The sequence below is a fragment of the Acinetobacter sp. 802_lipA genome, assembly GCF_058242885.1.
In genome coordinates this window covers 775,293-788,491 of sequence record NZ_JBZAYP010000001.1, presented here as the reverse complement: position 1 = coordinate 788,491, position 13,199 = coordinate 775,293, and the positions used below count along the sequence as shown (strand labels likewise).

The window sequence follows — 13,199 nt, the reverse complement described above, 5'->3', positions numbered from 1 at the left end:
TCTGAATGAGAGAGTCAGGTTTAGATGGCTCACATTTTTGATTTAAGTAGTACAATTCACCAATGGAGTTATGACAACTAATGCAGCTATGCAGGGTAAAGCGATGAGTGTTGAGGAAGAAAAAATACAGGGAGGGGTTCAGTCTCTGGAAGTTGGATTAACCGTATTGGATGCATTGACCGCACATAATGCACCGATGATGTTAAAAGAGCTGTCCGAAGTTTTATCCATGCATCCGGCCAAAGTACACCGTTATGTGGTGAGCTTGATTCGTAAAGGCTATGCTCAGCAATTAACTGATGGGCGTTATAGCTTAGGTGAGCGTGCACATGCTTTTGGGGTGAATGCACTCAAGCGAACAGATATGTTGGAATTAAGCCAGCGTTATATTCAGGACATTCAGCAACATCTGAATTGCAGTATTCATGTGAGTAAATGGTTTGCTGATGGAGCGGTCGTGGTTCAGTCTCTAGAATCTAACCATGTCTTTAATATTATTACTCGAGTCGGTTCACGCATGCCTCTGCTGAAATCTGCGACAGGGCGCTTGCATGCCTGCTATCAATCTGAGCACATCATCAAGCCATTATTGGAAAAAGAATGGGAAAGTAGCGCTAAACCAGAGCAGTATCCTGCAAATTGGGAAGATTTTTTAGAACTGAAAGCGAAAATTCTGAGTCAAGGTTATGCTTCAGTCGCAGGAGATATGATGGCTGGGATCAATGCGATTAGTATTCCAGTCTTTAATTTCACGCAGCAACTGGATCATGTCATTACTTGTATTGGCACAGAAGATCAGTTACCCGAAGGACAAATGCGGCAGGCAATTGATTATGTTCTTGGCGTACAGCGACAGATCGATGCTTTATTTCATCCAGCTGCTGCCATATAAAAGCATCGCTTACATTGAAAAGATGAATTAAGTTTTAAATCCACCCTCTGGTGGATTTTTTTATGGGATGCGGTCGTGCTAGACAGTATCAATATTTCATCTTCTGACACCTTGTCTAAAGGAGAAGGGAAAATTAGGAACTAGATAGTGACGCTGAAACCCGTAGACTTAGGTTGCCTTGATTCAAATTCTGAAAAATAACGATAAAAAAGGCTTCTAACCCTAGAGTGAGAAGCCTAAGTGAACATGATCTATTTTAAGCAAGCACAGGCTCAGCGGAGCTTGCCGCTTTAAGCACAGTCGCCATCGACTCAGCCACATAATCAATATTGTTTAAATTCAGGCCAGCAGTACACATACGACCGCTGCGGACTAAATAAATACCATAATCGTGTTTCAGCAAATCGACCTGTTCTGCACTTAAGCCCGTATAACTAAACATGCCTTGTTGCTGGGTCAGATAGCTAAAGTCCATATCTGGTAGCGCTTGACTGAGTTTGTCTTCAAGTAAGCGACGCATCAGTAAAATGCGCTGACGCATTTCTTCTAATTCAGACTGCCATAGCTGAGACAACGCTGTGTCATTTAATACCTGACTCACCAATAGTGCACCGTTAGCTGCTGGGCTAGAATAAATGCGGCGGACTGTCGCTTTAAGTTGACCCAATACATTTTGGGCAATGTTTGCGTCATCACAGACAAAGCTTAAGCTACCAACGCGCTCGCCATACAAGGAAAAGATCTTGGAAAAAGAATGGCTGACAATAAAGTTCATACCAGACCGATCTAGCGCATGTATCGCATAAGCATCTTGCTCCAAGCCTTGACCAAAACCTTGATAGGCCATGTCCAAGAAAGGAATCAAGTCATTTGCTTTTAGAACCTCAATCACTTGATCCCATTCATGTGGTTCTAAATCTGCACCTGTCGGGTTATGACAGCAAGGATGTAGTAGTACGATACTTTGAGCAGGTAGCTGTTTTAAGGTATCTAGCATCGCATTTAGATTCACGGCATGGGTGTCCGCATCGTAATACGGATAGAAATGGGTTTGAACACCCGTGCCATTAAAGATCGCAATATGGTTTTCCCACGTCGGCTGACTGACCCAGATCTCGGACTGTGGAAAATATTTGTTTAAAAAGTCTGCACCTACTTTGAGTGCACCAGAACCACCCAACGTCTGAATGGTGACGACACGTCCTTGCTGACGAGCAGGGCTAGCCTGACCGAAAATGAGTTCTTGTGCAGCCTGATTAAAGCTCTTGAGCCCATCCATCGGCAAATACACTCGGACTTTGTCATAGTCAGGAATTAAATGAGTATAGGCTTTTTGAACCGACTGTAGCTGCGGCACGATATTATCTTCATTATAATAAAGTCCGATACTGAGATTGACCTTATTCTGGCGCGTATCTTTGCTGAATTCCTCCATCAGAGAAAGAATCGGGTCACCTGCATAGGCATCAATATGTTGAAACATGAATACATCCTAATATGATAAATACGATATTACGCTTCTGGTAAGGAAGTGATTTTACTTTTTTCAAGCAACGCAACATGATCTTCTTGCTTTCGTTTAAAGAGTTAAGCCGTCAGTAAAATCGCAATCCAGACTGGAATCATGAGAACTGCAATTTGCATATCTGGGCTACGACTCATAATGAGCAGAATACTCGCCATGAAGGCAATACATAAATAATTGGTAAATGGATAGGCCACACTTGGGAAGTGAGTTTTTACCTGCATGCGATTCATGGCTTTTTTAAACTTTAAATGTGTATAAGAAATCACGACCCAGTTAATCACAATAGCCGCTACGACTAGCATCATGAGTAAGTTAAATGCTTTTTCAGGAAATAAATAGTTAATCAGAACACATATTAAAGTAAAGAAAGCTGAAACCATAATGGCATTTACAGGAATACCACGCGGATTAATTTTGCTTAAAAATTTTGGGGCATTGCCCTGTTGTGCTAGGCCAAGCAGCATTCGGCTGGTACAGTAATTGGTACTGTTATAGACAGAAACAGCCGCAGTCAAAACCACAAAATTAAAAACAGCGGCTACGGTTTGGCTGCCCAACGAGTCGAAAATTAATACAAAAGGACTACCACCTTCAGCCATCATATTCCATGGATAAAGTGACAAAATTACGACTAGGCTTAAGATATAAAACAATAAGACGCGGTAAACAATTTGGTTGACGGCTTTTGGGAGAGTTTTCTGAGGATTATCTGTTTCTGCTGCTGCAATACCTACCAGCTCAATTCCACCGAAAGCAAACATAATCATGGCCATAGCCATCACTAAGCCTGTAATACCATTTGGGAAGAAGCCACCGAGCTGCCACAAATTTTGTAAGCTAGACTGGCTATGACCACTACCGCTAGCCAGCAAGTAACTACCAAAAGCAATCATGGCAATAATTGCCACGACCTTAATAATGGCTAACCAGAATTCCATTTCACCAAATAATTTCACGTGCAGTAAATTAATGACATTAATGAAAATAAAGAAACCCAAAGCAGAAACCCACGTTGGAATATCAGGCCACCAGTAATGGATATAGAGGCCGACAGCACTGAGTTCAGCCATACACACTAAAATATTCAGTACCCAATAATTCCAGCCAGACATAAATCCCGCAAATTTGCCCCAGTATTTATAAGCAAAATGACTAAAAGAACCACTCACGGGTTCATGCACAATCATTTCACCGAGCTGGCGCATCATGAGAAAGGCAATAAGACCTGCGATGGCATAGCCTAAAATAACAGAAGGTCCTGCGAGTTTGATGGTTTGTGAAATACCGAGGAAGAGCCCTGTGCCGATAGAACCACCGAGGGCGATGAGCTGAATATGACGATTACTTAAACCTTTTTTCAGGTTTCCTTGTTCAATGTGCTGCATTTTTATTCTTCATCCATGTGAGATAAAGCCCTGAACCATGATGATGTGTGTACTTATTTTTATATTGTCATCGGAGCGGACTTTAATTTTACGAGTATAATTTTTGCGCAAAAGTTAAATTTCCCTGTACATAAAACTATATGTACAGGGAAATTCTAGAAATCGTTTAAGCTTTAGATACATCTAAAACGCCACGTTTAATTTGATCACGTTCAATCGACTCAAATAGCGCTTTAAAGTTGCCTTCACCAAAACCGTCGTCATCTTTACGTTGAATAAATTCAAAGAAGACTGGGCCTAGCATATTTTGAGAGAAAATTTGCAAGAGGAGGCGTTTATTACCATCTTTAGTATTGCCATCCAGCAAAATGCCACGTTTTTGTAGCTCATCAGCAGGTTCGCCGTGGTTAGGCAAACGTTCATCTAGCATTTCATAATAGGTATTGGGTGGAGGTGTCATGAACTTGGCACCTAAAGCTTTGAGTTTGTCCCAAGTGCTAATCAGGTCATCACAAATGAAGGCAATATGCTGAATGCCTTCACCGTTAAATTCATTGAGAAATTCGGCAATCTGACCATTTCCTTTATCCGAATCTTCATTGAGCGGAATACGGATTTTGCCATCTGGCGCCGTGAGTGCCTTGGATGTCAGGCCAGTATATTCACCTTTAATATCGAAGTAGCGAATTTCTTGGAAGTTAAAAATCTTTTCATAGAAATCAGACCAATACTGCATACGGCCTTTATACACATTATGGGTCAAATGGTCGATTTCATATAAACCTGTGCCGACAGGATGGGATGGTACATCATCAAAGAAGATGAAGTCATTTTGGTAAATGTCACAATCGACGAGGAAAATAGGAGAGCCACCAATCCCTTTAATCGCTGGGATATTTAGCTCCATCGGACCAACTTAGTTGTAAATTGGTTCAGCACCAATTTCTATCGCCTTTTTAAATGCCTTTGCCGCATTCTTGGTTCGGAAACCCATTGCACAGGCAGAAGGGCCATGTTCTTTATAGAAATAAGCTGCATACGATTCAGGCTGATAATTTAGAATGATATTAATTTTGCCCTGACGCCATAAATACGCATTTTTAGACTTATGCTTTGCCACTTTGCTGAATCCAATGGTTTCAAACACCGCATCTAGCTGACCATCTTCAGAAACAAATTCTATAAATTCGAATCCACATAGTTCTAATGGGTTGGCTAATTCATTCATACAACGTCCTCATTTCTTTTTTAAGCAATCCTATTGCTTATCTTTTTAACGATTCCTTTCAGAGCCAACGGGCTGGTCGCTACAATTCCAGAGCGAGAGAGACAAATCCGTTTGTCTGAAATGGGCCACCTGTTCAGCAACATTCTTAATGTTGAGTGAACAAGTGTAGAAATTTTAATTCATCATACTTGATCTAAATTATTATTCAATACGTAATTTAATTACGCAATAAATAAAATTGATAAATGATTGACCTATAAATTAAATTAATATTATTCATAAAAATATTTTTTAAAATAGGAGCGCTTTGTTATACCAAGATTTCAGGATGAAATCTGTGCTATAGGACTAAAATGGAAGGGAAAAATTGGGTATGGAATTTGGCTCATTTAGTGCATCTGTTGAGAACAGCTATTTGAAAATGAAACAGCCAAGCAATTGATTTGAGCACGAAAAATTAATTGTAAAAGATCAAGAACAGTTTGACTTACTAAAACCTGATTTGAAAACCCAGATGTAGGTGTCGCCGCGAGCAAGTTTGATCACGCTGAATTTTTTGCATTAACTTGAGCGGCTGTTGAATCAGCGCCCAAGATTGAAGGAGATTATTAGTATCTGGGCGCGATGAATTGAATTTTTAGTGTTTATGATTAGGCTTAGAGAGATTGAAAACAAATATAAAATGGTGCGCTCTGCGGGACTCGAACCCACGTCGGTCGCTTAGGAGGCAACTGCTCTATCCAGTTAAGCTAAGAGCGCAAAAGTGCGGTTAATGTAGCTGATTTTACTCAAAAAAAATAGTTATTGCCGAAACAATAACTATTTAAAAATGAATATTTTATGCTTTTCTATACAGAATTTTGTATAGAACGAACATTAATATGATCCAGATTGGAATCATGATCACAGCGCCGCTTAAACCTTGAGTCCACATGATGTAAAGCACTACAGCAATAAATCCAAGCACAAGGTAGTTACTGAAAGGCGACCAAAGTGCAGGAAATAATGGTTTTTTCGCTTCGCTTTTCATGGCCTTCATAAATTGAAGATGAGTTAAGCTGATCATGGCCCAGTTCAATACCAAAGCACCAACAACAATGTAAATTAAGTTGCTGAGAGCATCTTCTGGCGCAAAATAATTTAACAATACGCAACCGAAAATGAGCAATGCAGAGAACAAGACTGCTGGAATTGGCACACCTTGCTTATTGGTTTTACTGAATATTTTAGGTGCATTACCTTGCTGTGCTAAACCAAACAGCATGCGGCTGTTAGCATACATACCGCTGTTATATACAGAAAGTGCTGCAGTCAAGATAATAAAGTTCAGTAAATGCGCAGCCCAACCGATACCTAATTGACTGAAGATCATTACAAATGGGCTCTTATCTAAGCCACCAAGTTGCAATTCATTCCAAGGTACAAGCGATAACAAAATGGTCAATGAACCCACATAGAAAATGAGGATACGGAATACCACTTGGTTGATTGCTTTAGGAATTGATTTTTGTGGATTATCAGCTTCTGCTGCAGCCATACCAATCAATTCAATACCGCCAAAGGCAAACATGAGGAAGGCAAGCATATAGAAGAGACCTTCAACGCCATGTGGGAAGAAACCGCCATGTGACCAAAGGTTGCTGAATGAAGCCGTGGAATCTGCGCCTGCCGTAGCCAAAAGATAAAGACCAAATACAATCATGGCGACGACAGCCGTGACTTTGATAATAGCTAGCCAGAACTCTGATTCACCATAAAATTTCACATTACCTAAATTGACTAAGGTAATGATCACAAAGAAGGTGAGAACAGATGCCCATGCAGGAATATGGGGCCACCAGTAGTTGATATACTTCGCAACAGCGGTAAGCTCGGTCATGGCCACCAGAACATATAGAATCCAGTAGTTCCAACCAGCTAAAAAGCCTGCAAATTTGCCCCAGTATTTGTTTGCAAAATGACTAAAAGAACCAGCTACAGGTTCCTCAACGATCATTTCCCCGAGTTGACGCATGATTAGAAATGCAATTAAACCGCCAATTGCATAGCCCAAAATAATGGATGGGCCAGCAGATTCAATCACATGTGCGGAACCTAAAAATAAGCCAGTACCAATTGCGCCGCCCATGGCAATCAATTGAATATGACGGTTCTTTAAGCCACGCTGAAGTTGAGACGACTCTTTATTCAAGTTATTTCAGCCCGACAATGGATAAGTGTTTCCGATTGTAATAGATCGTGAAGAAATCGCATAGTAGCTCAAAATTCATGAAAAAAAGTTATTATTCATATGAAAAATAATGTGTAATGAATTGTAAATAAAAAACATACGAATCAATATATTAATTTTATTTAAATTATCAAATCAGGAATTTTATTTGGAAACCGGACGTTCACAAATGATGTTTTTTTAGACTTAAGTCTGTATTTTACGTAGGCATAGGGAAAAAAGGTATGATGAGCCTAAGTTAAATCAGATCTTTTGACTTAACACAATGATAAATATGAAGGATTCAATAAAAATGAGTTTTGCACCGCAAATCAAAATTCCAGCAACGTATATGCGTGGAGGGACCAGTAAGGGCGTATTCTTTAAATTAGATGATCTCCCAGAAGCTGCGCAACAGGCTGGACGCGTTCGAGATCAGTTATTGCTCCGTGTAATTGGTAGCCCCGATCCTTATGCAAAGCAGATTGATGGTATGGGTGGTGCAACATCGAGTACCAGTAAAACGGTGATTTTAGCGAAGAGCCAACAGCCCGAACATGATGTCGACTATTTATTTGGGCAAGTGTCGATTGATCAGCCGTTTGTCGACTGGAGCGGAAACTGTGGCAACTTAACGGCTGCTGTAGGCTCATTTGCGATTTCAAATGGTTTGGTCGATGCTGCACGTATTCCAGAAAATGGCATCTGCACAGTCCGCATTTGGCAGGTGAATATTCAAAAAACCATTATTGCACACGTACCTATTACGCAGGGGCAAGTTCAAGAAACAGGTGATTTTGAACTTGATGGCGTGACGTTCCCAGCTGCAGAAGTGCAAATTGAATTTTTAGATCCAGCCGATGATGGTGAAGATGGTGGTGCCATGTTCCCAACAGGGAATTTGGTTGACACTTTAGAGGTTCCAGAGATTGGCCGCTTCCAAGCAACGTTTATCAATGCAGGTATTCCGACCATTTTCTTAAATGCGGAAGACATTGGCTACACGGGGAGTGAATTACAAGACGCAATTAATGGCGATGCCAAGGCTTTAGCGCGTTTTGAAACCATTCGTGCCTATGGTGCAAAACAGATGGGGCTGATTCAAGACATTTCTGAAGCTGCCAGTCGTCAACACACGCCTAAAATTGCTTTTGTTTCTAAGCCAAAACAATATGTCTCGTCGAGTGGTAAAACCATTACAGAGCAAGACACCGATTTATTGGTTCGTGCACTTTCTATGGGTCAATTACACCATGCGATGATGGGGACAGCAGCTGTTGCCATTGGTACCGCAGCAGCGATACCAGGAACCTTGGTCAATTTGGCCGCGGGTGGTGGAGCACGTGAAGTCGTTCGTTTTGGTCATCCTTCAGGGACCTTACGTGTGGGAGCGCAAGCGATACAAGAAAAGGGTCAGTGGGTAGTAAAAAAAGCTGTCATGAGCCGTAGTGCACGCGTGTTGATGGAAGGTTGGGTGCGTATTCCAGCGGAAAGCTTGGATTAACGCTATGTAAAAAGCCTCTCTGTGTAGAGGCTTTTTTATGTCAACTCTAGGTCTGTGATAAGAAGGCTAAAAATAACCAAGAGCATGAGCAGTGAATTTTAGAGCCTGATTGCTTGTGTAATGGTTGCTTGAAATAGTAGAAAAGTCATTCTTATCACCTCGTCTGCAAAAATTAATAGAATACTGTGCCTTGTTTGTGATTTCGGCATAGAGAAAGCGGGCAGAAAGCAGTATCATGCCAACAGATCACTTCAAATGATCGGCTCAGGCAAACTGAGTACCAGATTAATTTATCCTATTGTTATTCGAGGCGAATGTGTCAGCACTAACCGACGTATCAGCAAATGCACTCCAACAGGCTCAACAACGTATTCACGATGATTTATTGACGGCACTTGATGCTTTTTCAATTCCGGAACCGTTAAAGAGTGCCGTGCATCATGCGGTCATGTTAGGTGGCAAACGTGTGCGTCCTGCGCTGTGCTATGCCACGGCACATTTAAATCCAAACAATAATGCAGCAGCCGTGCGCCGCGCCGCTGTGGCTGTGGAACTGATTCATTGTTATTCCTTGGCACATGATGATTTGCCGTGTATGGACAATGATCTTTTGCGTCGTGGTCAGCCGACCTGTCATGTGGCTTATGGTGAAGATACGGCTTTGCTTGCGGGCGATATCTTGCAGTCCATGGCGTTTGAAATTTTAGGTAGCCGACTGTTTGATGCAGGCCCTATCGTTGATCAGGGCATTGTACTGAAGCAGATGCAAATTTTAGCGACAGCGAGTTCTAAAATGGTGTGTGGACAAGTCCTCGACCTACAAGCCGAAGGTAAACGCGTCGATCAGGCTGCACTTGAAAATATCCACCGAAATAAAACGGGTGCATTAATCTCTGCTGCGGTGATGATGGCCGCGGTGACTGTATTTGACGGTTGCGATCAAGCGATTCCTAAGTTACGCGAATATGCGCAGGCAATTGGTTTGGCTTTTCAGGTGCAAGACGATATTTTAGATATCATTTCAAATACAGATGTGCTGGGTAAAACCGCAGGGAAGGATGAGCAAGTCGAAAAATCGACTTATCCAGCCTTGATGGGACTTGAGGCTGCACAAGACTATGCCAAGACTTTGCATAATCAAGCCTTTGCTGCTTTGGCTTATTTCCCAACTGATGCGGCAGCAGAACTTAATCAGATTTCACAGTTTTTATTGGCTCGCCAAAGCTAAGTTTCAGTGTTTAGATTAAAAAAAGAGGACATAGCGTGTCCTCTTTTTTAATGCTTGTTCCTTAGAGGCTTGAGTTTTTTCACAACCCCAATAAAAAAGACAGCTCGAAAGCTGTCCTCATTTAATCAAACCAAGCATCAGTTAGATGTCTTTACGTCCCATAACACCGCGGATGGTACTTAAAATATCGGCTGGTAACACCACTGTTTTAGCGTTGTTCGATTTAGACATATCTTGCATCGCTTTGACATATTGTTCACCCAACAAGTAAGCCACAGGAATTTCCTTATCGCCCACAGCAGAAGTGACCATTTCAATAGCACGCTGAGAAGACTCTGCTAAGACGACTTGCGCTTCTGCGTCACGGCGAGACGCTTCTAAACGGCCATCTGCCTCTAAAATCGCGGCTTGTTTTTCACCATCGGCTTTGGTCACGGTCGCACGACGTTGACGCTCAGCTGCCGCTTGCGCTTCCATTGCTGCTTGCATGGTTGAAGAGGGTTGAATATCCTGAATTTCAACGGTTTTTAGGGTAATCCCCCAGTCTGAAATATCATCCGAAATGGCTGCTTTAAGTTTGGCTTTAATGTGATCACGAGATGATAGTGCATCATCAAGATCCATTTCACCGACGATTGAACGCAGTGAGGTTTGCACTAGGTTTTGAATGGCCCATGTATAGTTTTCAATCCCATAGACAGCATTTACAGGCGTGGTGATGTTGATGTAAGCCACTGCATTCATGAGCAAAACGGCGTTATCGCGGGTAATCACTTCTTGAGAGGGAATGTCTAATACAATGTCTTTGGTCGTCACTTTATAAGCCACTTCATCGACATAAGGAATCACAAAGTTGAGACCCGGACTCAACGTGGTATGGTATTTACCTAGACGTTGTACGATCCATTTATAACCTTGTGGAACAATACGGACACCTTTAAAAATGGTGACAGCGGCAAAAGCCAAAATTGCTAAAACGACAATAAATCCACCAGACATATGCTTAACTCACTTTTATCTATTTTCGTTGGTTGAGAGATGTGCTTTGACCATTAAATCATTGCCCAGTATTTCAACGACACGCACTCGGTCGCCGACGTGGACTTTATCTAAAGTACGACAGTTCCATTCATCTGAACCGAGTACTGGAATGGGGAAACGAACGCGAATGTGTTCACTTTCAGGACTCGCTTGAATCACCATGCCAATTTGACCGATGGTTGCTTCGCGAGACAGTCCTGCTTTGGTTTTGTCAGTCGAAAGCGGTTTAATAAATTTAAACCAAAGTAAAGTGCATAAAATCGACAAAATAATCCACGTCACAAACTGCGTGGTAACACCCATCATGGGGAACATCCAGTACAAAATACCGACCATAATGGCCGCAATACCGAACCACAATGCGGCAAAAGCAGGCAGAATCAGCTCTGATAACATTAACAGAACGCCCAATACAAACCAGTGCCAAGGTTCAAAAGCAAATTCCATACATCTACTCATATATTCGTTATAGGGATATAGATGCAGAAGCATCTATATCAATTTAGCAGATGAATAAGTCTTTGAATATTAAAAATCAAATTTTTTAGAATTTGGCTTTGGGCGCAGGTTTAAAAGCAGCTGGGGTCTTTTTAAAATCGACAATGGCTTTTTCAATCGATTTAATTTTGAGCTGCGCGGCTTTTTCACCTTCTAAAATAGATTGATTGCTGGCTTTTAAGTCCAAAGTGCCTAAGTGTCCGACTTTGGGTTGAATCACCACAGTCGCTTGGCTCAATTCTTCATTGATGCTTTGCTGCCCCATAATATTAATGGTCTGGTCGAGCAAGCCCCACATATTGAGGGGCTTGTTGCCGGCAGGACGCGCTGAAATATCAATCGCAATCACAATATCCGCACCCATGTCCTTGGCTGTTTTCACTGGAATTGGGCTAACAAGGCCACCATCGACATATTTGGTTCCACCAATCACCGCAGGGACAAAAACGTTCGGAATACTACAGGATGCTCGAACAGCTTGACCCGCATTGCCTTTAATAAAGTCGGCTTTTCGTCCTGTATCCAGACGGGTAGCGACTGCAGCGAAGCGGATAGGGAACTGTTGAATCGGTTTGTTGCCGACGTGTTTATTGACATAGTCTTGCAGCTTTTGACCTTGAACAAACCCTTGGGAGTTGAGGGTTAAGTCTCGAATGTCCGATTCTTTTAAGGTCAAGGCAATTTGCTGAAGCTGGAAAGGCGTTTTACCACTGGCATAGATACTGCCCACAAAACTTCCCGCACTGGTTCCCGTAACAATTTTAGGTTTAATACCATGTGACTCTAAAACTTTAAGCACCCCAATATGTGCAAAACCTTTGGCACCGCCACCGCCGAGTGCAATCGCAATCACAGGTTCACGAGCTTGAATGGGAGTAGTTGTTGGTGTTTTCTTTGATGCAAGATCACATCCTGCCATAGTCAGTGTGAGTGCACCAATCAGAGATAAACGAGCAAAATTCATGGTCAACAGTACTAAAATGCAAAACAAATAATGGTGCACATCTCAGCAGATTCGACCTTGATTTACTAGCTATTTTTTAAGCGTTTTTGTAAAGGCTTGGCCAACCATTTTGGGTTCTTGGCTGAAAATTTGCCGATATACAGATCTAAAATATGCTCTAGGTCTTGCTCAAAATATCCAGTAGGATGAAACACGCCCAAGCAGTGAATAGTTTTTTGCGCATAGTCAAAGGAAAACATCACAATTGGAATCTGTGCACCATACGCAATGCGATAAAAGCCACTACGGATGGCTTCGGCTTGCTTACGTGTGCCTTCAGGCGCCATACCGACCCAAATTTTTTCTTTTCTGTGAATAATATCGATAATATTTTGGGTTAACCCTTGAGCATGGGTACGATTGACTGGAATGACGCCAACCCACTCAAGTAACGGTTTCAGTGGGGTATGAAACAAACTGTTCTTGCCAAAAATGGTGATTTGCAGGCCTAAGCCCAATAGAGCCGTAAAGCCATGCCATGCATCGATATTGGAGGTATGCGGTGAAATAATTGCTACCGCTTTAGGCAAGTTCGGAAATTCGCCAACAAAGCGCCAACCTTGCGCCAAATAAAGCTGCTTAAAAATAGCGCGAGTGAATGCAGATGAGTTACGACTTGGAACTTGATCTGGTAGCTCTGGAAAATATTGGTTCATTGTTATTATACTCAATCGACCAAGATG

The 13,199-nt window shown here is 41.9% G+C and carries 9 protein-coding genes, 1 tRNA gene and 2 pseudogenes; 3 read left to right on the top strand and 9 right to left on the bottom strand.

Features of this window, described 5'->3' with window-relative positions; translation table 11 throughout:
* Window positions 1–70: 70 nt before the first annotated feature.
* The gene (locus tag AC4CU3_RS03925; RefSeq protein ID WP_279044772.1) at window positions 71–892 is read left to right on the top strand and encodes an IclR family transcriptional regulator; all 822 of its coding nucleotides are present in this window, start codon (window positions 71–73) and stop codon (window positions 890–892) included.
* Window positions 893–1,148: 256 nt separating this feature from the next.
* Here the strand turns inward: AC4CU3_RS03925 and AC4CU3_RS03920 are convergent, their stop codons facing one another.
* The 5 genes and pseudogenes from AC4CU3_RS03920 to AC4CU3_RS03900 all read right to left on the bottom strand — a co-directional run bounded on the left by AC4CU3_RS03920 (window position 1,149) and on the right by AC4CU3_RS03900 (window position 7,224).
* Window positions 1,149–2,375, bottom strand: coding sequence for an amino acid aminotransferase (locus tag AC4CU3_RS03920; RefSeq protein ID WP_279044775.1), 1,227 nt, complete (start codon window positions 2,373–2,375; stop codon window positions 1,149–1,151).
* Between the two features lie 107 nt (window positions 2,376–2,482).
* Window positions 2,483–3,805: pseudogene (locus tag AC4CU3_RS03915) on the bottom strand (amino acid permease); the annotation flags it as partial.
* 166 nt (window positions 3,806–3,971) lie between these two features.
* Window positions 3,972–5,033, bottom strand: a pseudogene (hppD, locus tag AC4CU3_RS03910) (4-hydroxyphenylpyruvate dioxygenase).
* A 683-nt stretch (window positions 5,034–5,716) separates the two neighbouring features.
* Window positions 5,717–5,792: transfer RNA gene (locus AC4CU3_RS03905), tRNA-Arg, on the bottom strand.
* 79 nt (window positions 5,793–5,871) lie between these two features.
* A complete protein-coding gene (locus AC4CU3_RS03900; protein WP_279044782.1) occupies window positions 5,872–7,224 on the bottom strand; it encodes an amino acid permease in 1,353 nt (450 codons plus the stop codon).
* A gap of 331 nt (window positions 7,225–7,555) precedes the next feature.
* Here AC4CU3_RS03900 and prpF point away from each other — a divergent pair, with 331 nt between their 5' ends.
* A complete protein-coding gene (gene prpF, locus AC4CU3_RS03895; RefSeq protein WP_490737985.1) occupies window positions 7,556–8,746 on the top strand; it encodes a 2-methylaconitate cis-trans isomerase PrpF in 1,191 nt (396 codons plus the stop codon).
* A gap of 316 nt (window positions 8,747–9,062) precedes the next feature.
* Window positions 9,063–9,974 carry a farnesyl diphosphate synthase gene (locus AC4CU3_RS03890; protein WP_279044788.1) on the top strand — a complete coding sequence of 304 codons (912 nt, stop codon included), beginning with the start codon at window positions 9,063–9,065 and terminating at the stop codon, window positions 9,972–9,974.
* A gap of 141 nt (window positions 9,975–10,115) precedes the next feature.
* Here AC4CU3_RS03890 and AC4CU3_RS03885 read toward each other — a convergent pair whose 3' ends face one another.
* From AC4CU3_RS03885 to AC4CU3_RS03870, 4 genes are all read right to left on the bottom strand, one after another.
* Window positions 10,116–10,973 (bottom strand): SPFH domain-containing protein, encoded by an 858-nt coding sequence (locus AC4CU3_RS03885; RefSeq protein WP_058869115.1) that lies wholly within the window; start codon window positions 10,971–10,973, stop codon window positions 10,116–10,118.
* A gap of 15 nt (window positions 10,974–10,988) precedes the next feature.
* Window positions 10,989–11,462 (bottom strand): NfeD family protein, encoded by a 474-nt coding sequence (locus tag AC4CU3_RS03880; protein WP_004694603.1) that lies wholly within the window; start codon window positions 11,460–11,462, stop codon window positions 10,989–10,991.
* 97 nt (window positions 11,463–11,559) lie between these two features.
* Window positions 11,560–12,477: a patatin-like phospholipase family protein gene (locus AC4CU3_RS03875; RefSeq protein WP_279044793.1), complete on the bottom strand. Its 918-nt coding sequence runs from the start codon at window positions 12,475–12,477 to the stop codon at window positions 11,560–11,562.
* A gap of 65 nt (window positions 12,478–12,542) precedes the next feature.
* Window positions 12,543–13,172, bottom strand: coding sequence for a 1-acyl-sn-glycerol-3-phosphate acyltransferase (locus AC4CU3_RS03870; RefSeq protein WP_279044796.1), 630 nt, complete (start codon window positions 13,170–13,172; stop codon window positions 12,543–12,545).
* Window positions 13,173–13,199: the final 27 nt, after the last annotated feature.